The sequence below is a fragment of the Streptomyces sp. NBC_00386 genome (genome assembly GCF_036063235.1).
In the GTDB taxonomy this organism is placed as follows: Bacteria; Actinomycetota; Actinomycetes; order Streptomycetales; family Streptomycetaceae; genus Streptomyces.
In genome coordinates this window covers 9753977-9771532 of record NZ_CP107950.1, presented here as the reverse complement: position 1 = coordinate 9771532, position 17556 = coordinate 9753977, and the positions used below count along the sequence as shown (strand labels likewise).

General features: G+C 69.5%; 12 protein-coding genes and 1 CRISPR repeat array. All 12 genes read left to right on the top strand.

What is annotated here, in order from left to right; all coding sequences use genetic code 11:
* Window positions 1-286: 286 nt before the first annotated feature.
* The 12 genes from casA to OG780_RS42740 all read left to right on the top strand — a co-directional run bounded on the left by casA (window position 287) and on the right by OG780_RS42740 (window position 17530).
* On the top strand, window positions 287-2005 hold the full coding sequence (gene casA, locus OG780_RS42795) for a type I-E CRISPR-associated protein Cse1/CasA (protein WP_328457610.1): 1719 nt from the start codon (window positions 287-289) through the stop codon (window positions 2003-2005).
* On the top strand, window positions 2002-2688 hold the full coding sequence (gene casB, locus OG780_RS42790) for a type I-E CRISPR-associated protein Cse2/CasB (protein ID WP_328457608.1): 687 nt from the start codon (window positions 2002-2004) through the stop codon (window positions 2686-2688). The genes casA and casB overlap by 4 nt, the downstream gene beginning before the upstream one ends.
* The gene (gene cas7e, locus OG780_RS42785) at window positions 2685-3878 is read left to right on the top strand and encodes a type I-E CRISPR-associated protein Cas7/Cse4/CasC (RefSeq protein WP_328457606.1); all 1194 of its coding nucleotides are present in this window, start codon (window positions 2685-2687) and stop codon (window positions 3876-3878) included. The genes casB and cas7e overlap by 4 nt, the downstream gene beginning before the upstream one ends.
* A complete protein-coding gene (cas5e, locus tag OG780_RS42780; protein WP_328457604.1) occupies window positions 3875-4624 on the top strand; it encodes a type I-E CRISPR-associated protein Cas5/CasD in 750 nt (249 codons plus the stop codon). The genes cas7e and cas5e overlap by 4 nt, the downstream gene beginning before the upstream one ends.
* Window positions 4624-5415, top strand: a complete 792-nt coding sequence (gene cas6e / locus OG780_RS42775; RefSeq protein ID WP_328457602.1) for a type I-E CRISPR-associated protein Cas6/Cse3/CasE — start codon at window positions 4624-4626, stop codon at window positions 5413-5415. Before cas5e ends, cas6e begins: the two co-directional genes overlap by 1 nt.
* Window positions 5412-6377, top strand: coding sequence for a type I-E CRISPR-associated endonuclease Cas1e (gene cas1e, locus OG780_RS42770; protein WP_328457600.1), 966 nt, complete (start codon window positions 5412-5414; stop codon window positions 6375-6377). Before cas6e ends, cas1e begins: the two co-directional genes overlap by 4 nt.
* A complete protein-coding gene (cas2e, locus tag OG780_RS42765; RefSeq protein WP_328457598.1) occupies window positions 6374-6739 on the top strand; it encodes a type I-E CRISPR-associated endoribonuclease Cas2e in 366 nt (121 codons plus the stop codon). Before cas1e ends, cas2e begins: the two co-directional genes overlap by 4 nt.
* A 249-nt stretch (window positions 6740-6988) precedes the next feature.
* Window positions 6989-9273: a CRISPR direct-repeat array (repeat unit 29 nt; unit sequence GGGACCATCCCCGCGGGTGCGGGGAGCAG).
* A gap of 637 nt (window positions 9274-9910) precedes the next feature.
* The gene (locus OG780_RS42760) at window positions 9911-10852 is read left to right on the top strand and encodes a conjugal transfer protein (RefSeq protein WP_328457597.1); all 942 of its coding nucleotides are present in this window, start codon (window positions 9911-9913) and stop codon (window positions 10850-10852) included.
* Window positions 10849-11190, top strand: coding sequence for a hypothetical protein (locus tag OG780_RS42755; RefSeq protein ID WP_328457595.1), 342 nt, complete (start codon window positions 10849-10851; stop codon window positions 11188-11190). The genes OG780_RS42760 and OG780_RS42755 overlap by 4 nt, the downstream gene beginning before the upstream one ends.
* On the top strand, window positions 11187-11759 hold the full coding sequence (locus OG780_RS42750; protein WP_328457593.1) for a hypothetical protein: 573 nt from the start codon (window positions 11187-11189) through the stop codon (window positions 11757-11759). The genes OG780_RS42755 and OG780_RS42750 overlap by 4 nt, the downstream gene beginning before the upstream one ends.
* Window positions 11756-14434 carry an ATP-binding protein gene (locus OG780_RS42745; RefSeq protein WP_328457591.1) on the top strand — a complete coding sequence of 893 codons (2679 nt, stop codon included), beginning with the start codon at window positions 11756-11758 and terminating at the stop codon, window positions 14432-14434. The genes OG780_RS42750 and OG780_RS42745 overlap by 4 nt, the downstream gene beginning before the upstream one ends.
* Before the next feature lie 357 nt (window positions 14435-14791).
* Window positions 14792-17530 carry a hypothetical protein gene (locus OG780_RS42740; protein WP_328457589.1) on the top strand — a complete coding sequence of 913 codons (2739 nt, stop codon included), beginning with the start codon at window positions 14792-14794 and terminating at the stop codon, window positions 17528-17530.
* The last annotated feature ends 26 nt before the right edge of the window (window positions 17531-17556 follow it).

Sequence of the window (17556 nt, the reverse complement as noted above, 5' to 3'; positions counted from 1 at the left end):
TCCCCTTACTCTGTTGAACTAGCAGTGCTCGAACTCTAGGGGATCCGAGGCCTCATGTGGCACGCATTGGTTGAAGTCCCAGGTCAAGAGCTTCATGCGGCGTTCACAGAGGTGCCCGGGCACGGTGCGCGGACGCTGGGGCGCATGGCCACAGGGGAAGGCTTGATCATTCCCTCGGGCGCCTTGTCAGTGCCGTCTGCCAGGGTTCTCCCTGCGTGCTACAGCCCCCTCGACGGTCTGGAGGTGACCGGTGACTGCAACTGAATTGCCCGGGGCGAGCGAGAACGTGATCTCCTCGTTCGATCTGACCGACAAGCCATGGATCGGGGTACTGCGGCGCGACGGCTCGCAGGACAAGTTGTCGTTGCGGGAGGTGTTCGCCCAGGCGGGCAGTCTGCGCCGTCTCGTCGGGGACCTGCCCACTCAGGAGTTCGCCCTGATGCGACTGCTGTTGGCCATCGCGCATGATGTCTTCGACGGTCCGCGCGACATCGACCGCTGGGACGACCTGCGCAACGATCCCGACTGCTTGGCCCCCGTCTCTGCCTATCTGGACACGCACCGAGGGCGCTTCGACCTGCTGCATCAGCAGACCCCGTTCTTCCAGACGGCCGGGTTGCGGACGGCGAAGGACGAGGTGTTCCCCCTCAACCGGTTGGTCGCGGACGTACCCAACGGTGAGCCGTTCTTCACGGCACGGATGCCTGGTGTGGAACGTCTCTGCTTCGCCGAGGCTGCCCGCTGGGTCATCCATGCCCATGCCTACGACACGTCCGGCATTAAGACGGGCGTCGTCGGTGACGATCGAGTCAAGGGCGGCAAGGTGTATCCGCTGGGCACAGGATGGGCTGGCGGGCTGGGCGGCATCTTCATGGAAGGCGACACGCTGCGGGAGACTCTCCTGCTCAATCTCGTAGCGTCCGATACAGGCGAACTTGATATCGCCCCCGACGACCGGCCGGCGTGGCGGCGTGAACCGTGCGGGCCGGGCAGCACACCACGAAGCGCGACCGGCCCGCGTGACCTGTACACCTGGCAGTCACGGCGGCTGCGCCTGCACCACGACGGCCAGTTCGTCCACGGCGTCGTCCTCGGCTACGGCGACCCGCTCGCCTCTCGTAACACGCACCAGCGGGAACCGCTGGCTTCCTGGCGGCGCAGCAAGGCCCAGGAGAAGAAGCTGGGCCAGGTGCCGGTCTATCTTCCCCGCGAGCACGACCCAGCTCGTGCGGCTTGGCGCGGTCTTGAATCTCTCGTCGCCGACCGGACGGAGACGACGCAAGGCCAGGAAGCGGCCCCATACTTGCGGCCCGGGGTTCTCGAGTGGATCGCCCGTCTGGTGTCCGACGGGCAGTTGCAGCGCAACTACCTGGTGAGGGTCCGGGTGATCGGCGCGGTGTACGGGACACAGCAGTCCGTGATCGATGACATCGTCGATGACCATCTCGCCATGCCCGTCGTCCTGCTGCACCGCCAGGACCGCTCCTACGCCCGGCAGGCCATCGGTGCAGCCGAGGATGCCGACCGGGCGGTGCGGGCCCTGGGGGACCTCGCCGCCGACCTCGCCCGCGCCACCGGAAGTGAGCAGGAAGGCCCCCAGGCGACAGCCCGCCAGACCGGGTTCGACGCGCTGGAAGAGCCCTACCGGCGCTGGCTGGCATCCATGGCCGAAGCCGGTGACCCGTTCGCGCAGCGCCAGCAGTGGCAGCGCAGTGTGCGGCAGTTGGTCGCACAGCTTGGTGACCGTCTGGTCGAGGCTGCGGGTGACGCCGCCTGGCAGGGCAGAACCGTCACCGACAAGAAGGGCACGCTGTGGCTGAGCGCCGGCCTCGCGGACACGTGGTTCCGCGGACGCCTGGCCAGAGCGCTCGGAGACCCCGACGACAGCGGTTCGGGCGACGGCAACCCGCCCCCCTCTCACCAGTCTGCCGTCCTGCCGACCCCCCGGCACGGCACGAGCAGCTCGTCTACCAGCGGATCTTTCGAAACTGAGGTGCGCGTATGACCACCGCCCCGGCCCCGCCCACGGTGCGCTCCCGTGTCGCCGATCTCGCCGCCGCCCAGATCGTGCCCTGGCAGCAGGGTTACCTCAGCGACAGCTCCGCAGCCGTGGCCGCGCTCGCCCGCCTGCGCCGGGGAGCAGGCCGCAACGCCGCCGAGATGCCCGACCTGTGGGGCCTGGTCGACACCGGTCCCCTGCACCAGAGCACCTCGGACCTGCGGCCGCTGAGCGAAGCAGAACTCGCCCGCGCCGAAGACGCTCTCTACACGACTCTCACGCTGTGGGCCCTGCACCAGCAGTCCCGCGGCACCCCGATGCACCGCGCCCACTCCCGGGACCAGCCTCGCGGACTGGGGGCGGCCGTTCGGCGCCTCATGCCGGCCAACAGCATCGACGAACCCGTCCTCAAACGCCTGGTGCGTGCCGGAACCGCATCCGAACCCCTCGTTCTGGCCCAGCGGCTGCGCGAGATCGTAGTCCTTCTGCGCCGCTCGGACATCTCGCTCGACTACGGCCTGCTCGCCGGCCAGCTCTACGCCTGGCAGTGGCCCGGTGGCCCGGAGAGTGTCCGCCGCAGCTGGGGCCGCTCCTTCCACAGCGGGCGGCCCGCCCGCAACCCCGGTGAGAACCCCCCGACCGCCACCACGCACCCCGACCTCGACACGGACACCAAGGACGCCTCGTGAACCGCATCTTTTTGGACGTGCACGCCCTGCAGACCGTCCCGCCCAGCAATCTCAACCGGGACGACACCGGCGCGCCGAAGACGGCGATCTACGGAGGAGTGCAGCGCGCCCGCGTCTCCAGCCAGGCCTGGAAACGAGCCGTTCGCACCTACTTCGCCGACGAACACCTCCTGGACCCCAGCGAACTCGGCGTCCGCACGAAGAAGATCGTGGAACTCCTCGCCGACCGGATCCAGGAAAGCAGCCCCGCCCTCACACGCAAAGACGCGCTACACCTTGCCGACGAGACCATCAAAGCGACCGGGCTGAAGACCGAGATCCCCAAACGGAAAGCCGACCAGGCCAAGGAAGGAGCGGCCACGCCCGCGCCCGAAGCCAAGTACCTGGTCTTCCTCAGCGCCCGCCAGCTCGACGGCCTGGCCCGCCTCGCCCTCGACGGCGCCGCCGACATCACGGCGTTCCTGAAGGACAAGAAAAACAAGGACAACGCCCGTCAGATCGCGGACAGCCGGCACTCCGTGGACATCGCGCTCTTCGGCCGGATGGTCGCTGACGCCGCCGACATCAACGTCGACGCCGCGGTCCAGGTCGCCCACGCCATCGGCGTCCACCGCGTGGAGAACGAATCCGACTACTTCACAGCCGTCGATGACGAAAACAGCGACGCGGAGACCGGCGCCGGAATGATCGGCACCGTCGAATTCAACTCCGCCACCCTCTACCGCTACGCCGCCCTCGGCGTGCACCAGCTCGCCGCCAACCTGGGCCAGGGCCTGCGAGACGACGAACCCCGAACCGAGCCCGTACGACGGGCCGTTGAAGCCTTCGTGCACGGCTTCGTCGCCTCACTGCCCACCGGCAAGATCAACACGTTCGGGCACCACACCCTGCCCGACGCCGTCATCGTCAAGCTCCGCACCACACGGCCCGTCAGCTTCGTCACCGCCTTCGAAGACCCCATCCGCGGTGACCAAGGCGGCCACGTCCGCGAAGCATGCGACCGGCTCGCCGCCTACGCCCCGGACATCGAACGCACCTACGGAGACGAGGCATCCACCCAGACCTGGGTACTGCGCGTCGGCCCGAACACCCAAAAGATCGCAGACCTCGGCACCGAATCCGAGACTTTGCGTGACCTCGTCGCCGCCGTCGGCGAAGCCGTCGCAGGGCACCTGGATCAGCCCGCATGACCCGTACCGGCGTGCTGGTGCTGCGCCTGGCAGGCCCGCTGCAGTCCTGGGGGGCCTCCTCCCGATTCACCCGCCGCACCACCGAGTCCGCCCCCACCAAAAGCGGCGTCATCGGCCTCCTCGCCGCTGCAGCCGGCATCGACCGCGACGACGACGCAGGCCTCGCCCCCCTGACGGCGCTGCGCTTCGCGGTCCGCATCGACCAACCCGGCACTCGCATACGGGACTTCCACACCGCCCACCATCCGGTCACCGGCAAGTCGATGCCCCTCTCGGAACGCTTCTACCTCGCCGACGCCGTCTTCGTCGCCGCCGTCGAAGGCGACCTGGCCCTGCTCACCCGCCTGCACACCGCCCTGCGCTCCCCCGTCTATCTGCCTTTCCTCGGCCGCCGCTCCTGCCCGCCCTCAGGCCCCGTCGACCTCGCCCTCCACGCCGACGCCCGCCTCGAGGACATCGTGCGAGACGTCCCCTGGCAGGCGTCTGCCTGGTACCGCAGACGCCACCGCCAACCGCAGCAGCTGACCGTCCTGCGCGAAAAGACAGCAGACGACCCGGCACCCGCCGACACCCTTCGCGACCAGCCCCTCAGCTTCTCCCCCGCACACCGGCGCCACGCCCTGCGCACCATCGTCACCGAGCAGACGCCCCTCCCGCCCGGCCTGTCGGGCACCGACCAGCAGCACGACCCGTTCGAGGCTCTGACCGACGACCTCACCGATGTCCTGGATGGAGACGGCGCCTGATGTTCCTGACCCGCTTCCGCTTCAACACCGCGCGCCCCGGAGCCCGCCGCCTCCTGTCCTCACCGCAGGTCCTGCATGCCGCCGTCATGTCCTCCTTCCCTCAACTGCTGCCCACCGATACACCGACCCCTGACACGCCGCGCGTGCTGTGGCGCCTGGACCAGCCGGCCCGCGCCGAGCTCATGCTCTACGTCGTCAGCCCAGACCGGCCCGACATGACCCACCTGGTCGAACAGGCCGGCTGGCCCACCGCAGCCACCCCGGAAAACCCCGGATGGCAAACCAGGCCCTACAAGCCGTTCCTCGACCGCCTGACCACAGGCGGCGACTGGGCATTCCGGCTCACCGCAAATCCAGTCCACTCCATCCGCCGTAAGGACGGCGAGCCCACCAAGATCACCGCCCACGTCACGCCCGCACACCAAATGGGCTGGCTGCTCGACCCGCAACGCCAGGAACGCTGCGGCTTCCGCATCCTCGAAAAGCCCGCTAGCCAGCGGCTCCTGCCCGACGGCACCACACGCGCCGGGGCGCCCCACCACGGCGACCGCTATGCACTGGCCGTCAGTGACACACGGCCCCTGTCCTTCACCAAATCCCGGGCAGCCGACGGCAAGCGCAGCGGCAAACCTGTCACCGTCCTGACCGTCACCTTCAACGGACACCTTGAGGTCACCGACCCTGACGCTCTGCGCCGCTGCCTCACCCAGGGCATCGGCCGGGCCAGAGCGTATGGCTGCGGTCTGCTCACCCTCGCCCCCATCGCCGCGGACCCGCGGGCCGTTGCATGACGACGGTCTCCCAGCGCGCGGCGCTGACACCCCGGCAACTCACCCGCACCAGCGAGCGCCTCTCCTTCATCTACCTGGAACGCTGTACCGTGCACCGCGACGCCAACGCCATCACGGCACAGGACGCCGAAGGAACCACCCACATCCCGTCCGCCACCATCGGCACCCTCCTGCTCGGCCCCGGAACCCGCATCACCCACCAGGCCATGAGCGTGCTGGGCGAGACAGGAGCGGCCGTCTGCTGGGTCGGCGAGCGAGGAGTGCGCTACTACGCCTCCGGACGCGCTCTGAGCCGCTCCTCCGCACTGATGGAAGCCCAGGCCCGGCAGTGGGCCAACCCGCGCAACCGCCTCGCAGTGGCCCGCGCCATGTACCAACTGCGCTTCCCCGACGATGATCCCTCAGGCTTGACCCGACAACAGCTCCTCGGCGCCGAAGGACGTCGCGTCAAAGACTGCTACCGCGCCCAGGCAGTCCGAACCGGCGTCCCCTGGCAAGGCCGCCGCTACATTCCCGGGAACTTCGCAGCTGCCGACGCCGTCAACCAGGCCATCACCGCAGCAGCCCAGTGCATGTACGGCATCGCGCACGCCGTCGTCACCTCCCTGGGCTGCAGCCCAGCACTCGGCTTCGTCCACTCCGGCCACGAACTCTCCTTCGTCCTCGACATCGCCGACCTCTACAAGACAGAAATCGGCATCCCACTGGCATTCGACACAGCAGCAGAAGGAGAGGAAGACATCGGCTCCCGGACCCGCCGCGCACTGCGCGACCGCATCAACGAGACCTCCCTCCTCAACCGCTGCGTCGACGACATCAAATGCCTGCTCCTTTCAGGAACACCCGACTCCCCCACCGACATCGACCGAGACGTCGTCACCCTCCAGAGCGACGGCGGCCACGAAGTCGCTTCCGGCGTCAACTACGACGGCCCGGACGACTACGAGGACATCAGCTGGTGACCGTCATCGTTCTCACCAACTGCCCCGCCGGGCTACGCGGCTTCCTCACCCGCTGGCTACTGGAAATCTCCGCAGGCGTATTCGTAGGCAACCCCTCAGCCCGGATCCGCGACGTGCTCTGGGAGGAAGTCCAGCAATACGCAAGCCAGGGCCGCGCCCTTCTCGCCCACACCACCAACTCCGAACAGGGCTTCACTTTCCGTACCCACGATCACGCGTGGCACCCGACGGACTACGAAGGTGTCACCCTGATCCGCCGCCCCGACCCCGCCACGAGAGCAACCGCACCGGCTCCCGAAAGCGAACCGCCCTCCGGCTGGAGCAGAGCTGCGAAGCGTCGGCGCTTCGGCAGAGGCCGATAACCAGCGAGCAGTAACCGTGGATCACGGCCAGGTAGTGCACCGGGACCATGTACAGGGAGCAGACCTCGCGCGCCAAGTCCCCGACTGCCAGGGCAGGGGCGATCCCCTGCTCACTCGCGGGCGGCCTCGTGAGGGGGCTATCCCCGCGGGTGCAGGGAGCAGGCCGGGTTCCATGGGACGTCTGTCCGACCGAAGGGACCATCCCTGCGCCGAGCAGTTGTTGGTGCGGGTTGGTTGTTGGGGTGGCGTGGGGCCATCCCCGCAGGTGCGGGGAGCAGAGCTCTGTCAGATCTGGGGCTGCGGAGTCCACGGGACCATCCCCGCGGGTGCGGGGAGCAGCCGTGGCCGGTGTCGTCGTCGGCATCCACCAAGGGACCATCCCCGCGGGTGCGGGGAGCAGGGCCGTGGCGGAGTCGACGTCGCCTTGGGCGAGGGACCATCCCCGCGGGTGCGGGGAGCAGAGTCAGCGGCCCGCGCACCTCGTGCCGCGCCGGGGACCATCCCCGCGGGTGCGGGGAGCAGCGCCCTCACCCTCGGGGAGTCAGCTCTCGCCTGGACCATCCCCGCGGGTGCGGGGAGCAGCCCCACCCGCTCGGGGCCGGGTCGACGCCGTTGGGACCATCCCCGCGGGTGCGGGGAGCAGCCTCCCTGGTCGCCGGAAAACCCGCTGTTCTGGGAACCATCCCCGCGGGTGCGGGGAGCAGCCGCGCCCGGACGGCTTCGGATCCACGCCGTTGGGACCATCCCCGCGGGTGCGGGGAGCAGAGCACCGGGCGCGCCGGGCCGACGTTGCAGCCGGGACCATCCCCGCGGGTGCGGGGAGCAGTGGGGCTTGGAGCCGTAGAACGCGGCGCCCGTGGGACCATCCCCGCGGGTGCGGGGAGCAGAGCGGAGTGCCGTCCTTCCAGCCGGCGAACTTGGGACCATCCCCGCGGGTGCGGGGAGCAGGTGGCGGTAGAACGAGGCGCAGCCGTCGAGCTGGGACCATCCCCGCGGGTGCGGGGAGCAGCCTTCCATGCCGCGCAGTTGGTCGAGGGTGACGGGACCATCCCCGCGGGTGCGGGGAGCAGATGATCCCGCCGCGGGTCGTCCACGCGGAGCCGGGACCATCCCCGCGGGTGCGGGGAGCAGACGCCCAGGCGGATCGCGTGATCGCGTTCGACGGGACCATCCCCGCGGGTGCGGGGAGCAGGCCGGACCCCGTCGGCCCCAGAACCTCCACGTGGGACCATCCCCGCGGGTGCGGGGAGCAGATCCTCGGACTGTCCAAGCTGATCGTGAGGCCGGGACCATCCCCGCGGGTGCGGGGAGCAGACCTCCCCCGTCCCAGCCAGCGGGCCGGGCAGGGGACCATCCCCGCGGGTGCGGGGAGCAGCCGGACTGCGGGGCGGACTTCGGCTCATGCCCGGGACCATCCCCGCGGGTGCGGGGAGCAGAGCTCCACACCAACGTCCGCTACGTCCGCCCGGGGACCATCCCCGCGGGTGCGGGGAGCAGACCTCCCCCGTCCCAGCCAGCGGGCCGGGCAGGGGACCATCCCCGCGGGTGCGGGGAGCAGACGACGACGGAGGCCGGCCTGCTGGCCGGGCAGGGACCATCCCCGCGGGTGCGGGGAGCAGGGGCGTGTCCTTCTGCCGCGCCCGCGCGAGGCGGGACCATCCCCGCGGGTGCGGGGAGCAGGCGCCCTGGTCGTTGACGCTCTTGACGTACTTGGGACCATCCCCGCGGGTGCGGGGAGCAGTGATCGCTGAGGTCAGTGAGCTGCGGGGGGAGGGGACCATCCCCGCGGGTGCGGGAAGCAGATGACTTCGTCCCACGTGAGGGTCCAATTCAGGGGACCATCCCCGCGGGTGCGGGGAGCAGTTTGGCGCGTTCGGTGTCGGAGGAGCTGCCCGGGGACCATCCCCGCGGGTGCGGGGAGCAGGATCTTCGCCTCCTTCTCCGGGGCGATCCCGTGGGACCATCCCCGCGGGTGCGGGGAGCAGGTGCCCAGCCCTGCGGAGTCCGCACTCAAGTGGGGACCATCCCCGCGGGTGCGGGGAGCAGTCGGCAACAGCACCGACCTTCTTGCCGACCTCGGGACCATCCCCGCGGGTGCGGGGAGCAGAGTTCCGTCTGGAGGACTGGAACGACCGGCTGTGGACCATCCCCGCGGGTGCGGGGAGCAGAGCCCGGCGGGACCCAGAGCAGGGGATCGTCCGGGACCATCCCCGCGGGTGCGGGGAGCAGGTACCGGTGGCGTCCGTGACCGTGGATCCGGTGGGACCATCCCCGCGGGTGCGGGGAGCAGACGCCCCACACCGTGGGCGTGGCAGTCCCGAAGGGACCATCCCCGCGGGTGCGGGGAGCAGAAACGGCGGAACCGGTCCCCCCTGGCAACTTGGGGACCATCCCCGCGGGTGCGGGGAGCAGACCCCAGACGGAGCCGTCGAACGCGCAATACAGGGACCATCCCCGCGGGTGCGGGGAGCAGTTGTTCATGCCGTCGCCTCCCTAGACGATCTTGGGACCATCCCCGCGGGTGCGGGGAGCAGACTGCCTGACCTGCGACGCTACCGGCCCGGCAGAGTGTTTCCATTGACTTTCACCGATCTCGGCAAATCAGCCAAAACGCCCCCTTGTGCAGTCTCGTTTGCAGATCTACATCCATCACCAAGTCTATGAGGGGGTGCCCCTACTGCCGGTAACACTCCAGCAGCCGGCGCGCTGAACTGCCGTGGTAGGACTCGTGGTTGGGCCAACCACTGACATCCCCAAGTGCTCGGCAGCAATGCGGAATCCCGGGTTGTGTAGAGGCGAGCACCAGGTCCTGCGCAGTTGGTGTACCCAGGCCGCTACCCACGTTGAGAAGCCCTCGGTCTTCATCTGCGCATTCAACCCGGCGGTACGAAGCAGGACCGTCCCGGCTTCTTTCTGGAGGCGGCGCGCACCCGGCGTGCCGGGCAGCCCCTCCATCTGCGTCCCGGGGGCGAGCGTTTAGACCGTTCCTGGAGCCAGCGCTTCCTACCGGGTGCCCTTGGTCGGGTCTGTGGTCGGCCTGACCAGGAGGCCGACCATGGGTTTTGTGTCCCCATCGTGTCCGTGGTCGGGGCCGCTTGGTCGGGGGTTGGGTCGGGGTCTGCGGGTTTTCTCGAGGTCAGCAAGTACGTGATCTGACCTGGGGGTTTGACTATGTCTCCTGGCAAGCAGGCACTACGGCGCGGCAGTTCCCCTTCACGGGTCGCAGGCGTAGAGCTGGAGAAGATGAGGCGCCGCGTGCGTGTGTCACGCCTGGTCCTGTTCACTGCGATCACGGCCGGGCCCGTTGCCCTGGGTGTCGCAGTTATGTCCAGGCAGGCCACCGTTGCCGCTGCACCGTCGGATAAGACGGCCTCGGTCTCTGTGCGCACTGCAGCCACCGGGGCCGACCCTGCGGGCTATGCGCAGCTGTTCGTCGACGCCTGGCTGCGCAGCAGCGCCGACAACGCGAGCAGTGCGCAGGCGCGGCTTGCGCAGTCCCTCGCGCCTGGCGTCGACCTGCCGGACCGCATCGCCGGTGCGCAAGCGGAGCCGGCATCGGTGACTGCGGTGCGCAGTGTGCAGCGTGGTGTCGGTGCGTGGGCGGTGACGGTGGCTGCGCAGTACCCGGGTGGACAGTTGCGCTACTTCGTCGTCCCTGTGACCGCCGACGCGAGCGGCGACTCGTTCGCCGTGACCGGCGCCCTCGGTGTCGTGGCCGGTCCGGCGCGCGCGGTGGTGAGCCGGTCGCCGTATCGGGTGAGTGTGCCGTCCGAGGGTGATCTGGCCTCAGCCATCGGCGAGTTCTTGGGCGCATATCTGACCGGGGCTGGAGAGGTGGACCGCTATCTCGCGCCTGGGGTGCGGCTGTCGCCCATCTCCCCCGCTCCGTACACCGCGGTCACCGTTCAGAATGTGTCGGGCGCCGAGGAGGCTGCGGCCGACGAGGAGGTGCCGGCCGACGGTACGAAGGTGCGCGTTCTCGCTCAGGTGGAAGCCCGGGATGCCGCGGGTCGGTGGCCGCTGGCGTACGAGCTCACACTCCAGGCCCGCTCGGGCCGTTGGGACGTTGCCGCGCTTGAGTCCGGGACCGCCCAGGGTGGGGGTGCCCGGTGACCACGGTGCACACCCTGCTGCTCGCTGGCCAGCTCAACGACCTCGGCGACTCGTGGATCAACATGTTCAGGGAGTGGGCGACCAAGGGGTTGCAGGCTGGTCTGATCGTTCTCGTCGTCGTGATCATGATCCAGAGGTTCAGTCTCAAGGCCGGGATCGGCGCCTTGCTGTTGATGATCATCGCGCTCGGGCTGTACAACGCGCGCAACGACCTCGCGAACATGTTCGAGGACGAGGTGAAGAACCCGGCCAAGAGCGCACCCGCCGTCTCCGGCATCGTCCAGTCCGAACTCCCCTCATCCCACGGCCACATGCCGGGCATCGGAGGCTGGCTGTGACCGCGGCTGCGACACGGGTGAGCCGCTTCTACACTTCCGCCCGCCGTCATCCCTGGGTCTTGGGCAAGGTCGCCGACTGGAAGATCCCGCTCGGTCCCTACACCCCTGCGCAGATCACGGTCGCTGTCAGCGGTGGCTTCCTCCTGGCGAAGACCATCAGTTGGTGGTCGTGGATGGGGCCGGTCCCCATCATCGGGTGGGTGCTGACGATCTGGTTGGTACGCCGGCCGAAGATTGCCGGCCGGGCGCCGGTGCAGATTGCTGTGGGCTGGGTGCTGCTCGGCTGGCAGCCGCAGGGAGGGCGGATCGGCGGGCGGGCGGCCCGCGATCGCGCGCCGCGGCCGCTGCTCGGGGCATTCACCATCGAGGGTGCGCCTGTGCCGGACCTCGCTGTGACGGCCCCGGCGGCTCGGCGCAGTGTCCTTCGGGCACCGCTTCCCCAACCGACCGCTGGTCGCTCGTTCGCGCGCCACCGCAGGCAACCGGCCGCTCCCGCCGTACTGACAGGGCCGGTGTCGGGTGTGCAGCAGTTGGTCGCGCTCGCCCAGCAGGCAGGGGGTGTGCGGTGAGGGTTCCGATCCGTCATATCGCCGGGCACCTGGTGTGGTCGACGCAGGGCAGCGTGTGGGCCCTCTACCGCCTGCATCCGGGTCCGGACGCCCAGGGGCAGCGCGAGGAGGCCATCCAGGGCACCTATGTGCCCGCAGCTGTCCGGGACGAACAGCTGGCGAAGATCACTCACTTGGTGCGGTCACTGCCCGGGGCGCGGCTGTTCGGTCTGTGTGCCCAGGTCGACCCGGGGGAGATCGCCCTGCGGATGATCGAGGGCATCGAGCCAGCCGAGCAGGCGTCCCGTGCGGGCCAGCACCCGTGGGTGGAGAACGTCGAGGCCACCTTGGAGCTGCTGGACGGCCAGGAGATGCACCGCCGTACCCTGTGGCTGGCCGTGCCCCTGCAGACCCAGACCGCGGGTGTGCGGGTGCCGGCGTGGCTCGGCGCGGCGTGGGCCGAGATCGCGCCCCTGCTGGGCGTCCGGCCGGTGCCCGTGTCGCGGCGTGAGGTGAGCGCCTGCCGTGAGCAGGCGTCCCGGGTGGAGGCCGGGCTCGCCGGCGGTGTCGTCTTCCGTCCGGCCCGCCCGGCGGAGATCGTGTGGATGGTCCAGCACGCCCTGCACCGCGGTCTCGCGGAGCCTCTTCTTGCTGAGGCAGAGATCTCTGGCCTGTACGGCGGGCAGATCCGTGACGGTGTGCTGCGCTCCCCCAGCTACGTTGGCCTCGGCCAGGTCCGCCTGCAGGAAGGCGGCCTCGACCCCGCTCTGGACGACGTTCAGGAGCTCAAGAGCGCGGGTCGGATCACCAGGTTGGGCCGCAAAGCCTGGTGGCGGCTGAACACGAGCTCGCCGCTGGGGCGGCGCTGGCTGCAGGTCGAGTCCGACGCCGGAATCGGCTACCAGGCGCACCTGGTGCTGGCCGAGTGCCCGCCCACGGTGAGCCAGGATGCCGCGGATCTGTTCGCCCAGCTGGAGAGCCTGGACTTCCCCGTCGACTACACGGTGGACCTCACCCTCGTGCCTGCGGAGAAGGCACGCGCTCAGGTACGGCGCAAGAAGAACGAATTGATCGACCAGGCCGACCAGTACGACGCCCGGCCGACCGGCATGCCCGCCTCGCTCACCGAGGCCGCCCGCGATCTGGGCGAGCTGGACGCCCGTCTGTCGCGCACCAGCGTGGAGGTCGAGGTGCAGTCGGTGAGCGTGCTGACGGTGTGGGGGCCGACCGCTGCCGTCTGCGACGCCCGGGCCCGCGCCCTGGCCGCGCTGCTCGGCGGCACCGACTATCGTGCGGTGCGCCCGGCCGGTCTGCAGGAGTTCCTGTTCACCCTGGGCCTGCCCGGAAATGTGCGGCCGGGCATGGTGCGGGAGTTCACCCAGCACCAGGTCAGCGAGGACTGGGCGCTGAACGGCGCCTTCACCGTTTCGGAGGTCGGCGACCCGAACGGCATGTTCCTTGGCATCGACCTCGACAGCGGCACGACTCGCCCCGTGATGATCAACGTGGCAGACGCGCCCAAGGTCGATGCATCGGCTTCCATGGGCATCGTCGGGGATCTCGGTGCGGGCAAGAGCGTGCTGCAGAAGCTGATCGCGGAGGCAGTCTGGGCGCGTGGCGGCTGCGCCATCTGCATCGACCGCACTCCGGTCCGCGAGTGGGCCGCCTTCGCCCGCACCGCAGCCGCAGACCGCGTCCAGATCATCGACGCCGCCCAGGCCGAGGTGTCCATCGACCCGCTGCGCATGTTCGACGGGCCCGAAGCCCGTCACTACGCCTTGTCCTACCTCACTTTGCAGCTCGGCATCGGCCCGATGAGCACCAGCGGAGAGGTCCTCCACCACGCCGTCGCACAGGCCGCCGCTAGTAACAGCCCGTCGATGCACCGCGTCCTTGAGGTCCTCGAGGAGATGACCACAAACGAGGCGGGTCAGCGGAAGGACGCGGCCTCCACCCTCGCTGGCCTCATCCGCGTCGTCGCCACCAACTCCCTGGCGAGGATGGTGTTCGACCCGACGCTGGCGCCGGTACGGCTGGACGCCTCCAGCACCACCGACATGATCGTCATCACCACGACCGGGCTGACGCTTCCGCCCACGGCCGCGTTCGACAGGCCCGAGGTCCTGCGCCAGCAGCCGCTGGAAGCATTGATCGGCCGCGCGGTGCTCTACCTGATCGCGGCGATCGCCCGGCAAACCGCGTTCGAGGATCCGGAACGGTTCACCGCCGTGGTCTTGGACGAGTTGTACTGGCTGACCTCCTCGACCGAGGGCACAGCCTTGGTCCACGAGATCCTCCACGACGGCCGTAAACACGGCGCAGGGCTCCTGGCGGGCTCGCACGACGCCGTCGAGCTCGGACCCGACCGCGGATTGATGGCCTATCGGGCGCTTGCTCGCACCGCCGACCGTGACCGTGCCCGCCGTGGCCTGGAGTTCGTCGGGCTCGATCCGAACGACGGCGAACTGTTGCAGCTGGTGACTACCGGCTTGTCCCCCATCGGGCAACGGGGTCGCGAAGGCGAGTTCCTCATCGCGTGTCCGCGGCAGAACACCGGCCGCGTCAAGGTCGTCATCCCTCGCATCGAGCGGATCTCTTCCGCCATCACCACGACCCCAGGACGCCGCACCACCGCGCCCGTGTCCGTACCGGTTGCTGGCGCCGCACTGGGCGACCGTTCGAAGGACGTGCGATGACCTCTTTCGCACCCAGCCGCTCCCGGCGCCTGGCTGCAGCAGCGAGCGCTGTCACGGCGATTGCTGTCGCCGTCGGCGTGCTCGTGTTGGCGCTCGGGGTGAGTCTGCCGGAGGCCTGGTGGCCGCGCACGGACCAGGCATTCGCCACCAACGCCGCCCATACGCCGGCAGATGTTTGCGATCGAATAATCGGTCCGGCCAAGGCGTACTGCGAGCACGGCCGCCATTCCACCAGCGCCCGATCTGCCCAGGCCGATGGTGACGCCGCCGCGTGGAGGCTCCTGCCTGCTGCGGCGGCGGTTGGGGCGCTCGTGATCTGGCGACGCCGCACCCCTATGCGGCAGGGACGGGCTTGAGATGTTCCGTCTAGACCGCGGCATGCTGCGCTCGTCCGGCTTCGTTTTGTTGCTCACCGCTGTGTTCGTCGTGGTCAACAGCCAGGTCGTGTACGCGGCCGGCAGCACCAGCGAGAGCGGAGACCTGCTGTCCCCGTTGAACATCACCTCCTCCGAGGGGGTGCCGATCAACGGGTATGAGCTGAACGCTTCCGGTGGTTCCATCTTCGCGTTCAAGTCGCAGGCTCTGGTCTTCGCGTTATCTGGTCTGTTCACCCTGATCCGGCTGCTGGTCGGGCTGGCGGGGTGGGCGATCGAGCTGGCGTTTCGTTTCCCGCTGCTGAAGATCCTGATCCATCCGGCGCAGAAGGTCGCCGATACCTACGGCCATGTGGTCGTCGATGAGCTCGGGCTGAAGGGGCTGCTGCTGGCGTGGGCGTTTGTGTTCGCCGCCTTCATGATCGTGCGTGGCAAGGTGGGTCGCGGCCTGGGTGAAATCTTCCTGACCTTGTTGATCGCGGCGTTCGCGGCATCCGCGTTCGTGCGCCCCGACTACCTGCTTGCTCAGGACGGCCCGCTGGGTCAAGGCGAGCAGGTGGCTGCCGAGGTCGCCCGGCAAAGCGTCGCGTCCTACGACTGGGGCGGCAAGCTTGCCAGCCTGGGGCCGTGCGATGGCCTGGCTGGCAACGCTGAGCTCAAATGCCTGGAGCGTGAGGGCGAGGGCCCGGTCTCCGCTACCGAGGTGGCCCGTCCCATCCAGGATTCGATCACGAACGCGTTGATCGTCAAGCCGTACATGCTGCTCCAGTACGGGCGCATCCTCGACCCGGCCAAGACTGCTGACCGTAAGGCGTACGCCGTCCATCTGAAGTGGGTCACCGGCGGATACATGCCCAGCGCGGGACCGCCTTCGGACAAGGCGAAGGACGCCTGCAGCAAGGTCCACGGCCCGGCCAAGAAGTACTGCGAGCGCGGCGTCGACAAACGAATGGGTGAGGCAAGCGATGATCTGCCCGAGTTCACCCCGGGAGGTGAGCTTCTGAATGCGTCCAACGCGCTCGTCACCGACGAGGACCGGGCGTTTGCCGCGTTCCTCGCCGATATGAAGAAGGCTGGTCCGGTGGGCAAGTCGTGCGCCGCCTACGCCGACAAGCCCACCTGGTGGCGGGTGGGTGGCGCCGCCTTGCTGCTGATCGCCGCTTTGTTCATCTGCGGCATGCTGCTGTCGTCTGCCATTGTGCTGCTGGGCACCCAGGGCATCTGCGTGGCCGCCGCCGCGGCAGGCGCTATCACCTTCATCGCGGGCATGCTGCCCGGGCCGGCGCGCCAGAGCGTGTGGAAGTGGCTGTCGCTGTGGGGGATCGCGGTCCTCGCCCTGGTCGGCGTGTGCGCGTTTGTGCCGTTCTTTGGTATCGCCGTGGATGCCACCATCACCAACGGGCCCGACCTGGTGGTGGAGCGCATTCTGTTGATCGACGTGCTCGCCATTGCCGGTGCTGCTGGGCACCGCCGCCTGCTGACGGGTATCACGTCTTTTGGGCGGCGTATGGCGATGCGGATGCGCTACGCCAAGGTCGGCGGCACCCACCTGCCCGGCGACACCAGCGAACTCGGTGCAGCGCTCGCTATGAACTCTCCTGCCGCGCTGGGTGGTTGCGGCGGGGGTTTGCGGGCGTTTACCGGCGGTGGGGGCGGCCGGTTCGGGATGCTGGGCACTCGCCAGCGCCTGATGGGCGCCCTCACTTCCCTTACCGACGGGGCGGGCATGCCTGCCGACACGGGAGGGATGCTGGCCGATGCGAGTGCCGAGGCCCGGCGTGGGCTGGCGCCGCTCACTGCGGCGGCTGCTGTGGGCGGGCTGGGTGCGCGGCTCGGGGTGCAGGGCGGGTACTGGTTGTTGATCGGTCGGCGCCCTGACCGGGAGCAGTTGGCCAAGTGGCGCAAGCCCACCGCGGACGGCGACCCGGGCGTGGGCGGACCGTCGGATGGCGGGAACGGTGGTTCAGGCGGTTCGGGGCCGCGTCGGCCTGCAGGGTCGCCCGACCGGTATCGCAACAAGCAGGGGCAGGTCATCGACCGCACCACCGGCCAGATTCTGCACGACCAGAACAGCGACCGCACGCTGCTGTCGACGCGGGCTCACAACCGGCTGGTGCGCTTTCGCGGGTACCGCATCCTCAACCGGGGCGGTCGGGCCGCGTACGGGGCGACGGTTGGTCTGCCGGCCAACGTTCGTCGGGCGCGGTCGGGGGGATCGCGCTATTCCCAGGACGCCCGCCAGCAGGTGCAGGTGTGGGGGAACACCGTCCGTGAGGACGGTCTGGCCTGGGCAGAGTCGGGGCGTCATGTGGCGCGTGTCGTGCGGGAGAACAGTGACAGCGGGGGTCCTGGTCCCTTCGTCAGCCGCCGTCTGCCGGTTGCCGCCGCCCCAGCGGCTACCGCTCGCCCGCCCACTTCGGCGCCGCCTGCGCCCTCCAGTCGTTCTTCGGGCCGTCCCTCTTCTGCTCCGCCACCTCCGGCCGCGCGCACAGGCGGTTCGGCAACCACTGCCTCCCCGGCACCGCTCCCCCGCCGCAACAGGCCCACACCGGCGGGAGATCTCGGCCGGCCCCTTCTTCCCGGGGCCCCGGACGCGCGCAGTAGTGCACGCGATGAGGCGCGGGCCCGGATGCGGGAGTTGTTGCGGCGCACCGCGGCCGACGCCGATCGACTGCGCCAGGTGCGGGATCGGTGGCAGAACGAGAACGGTGAGGATGCGTGAGGCCGCCCAGGCGCCGCGTGAGGCGG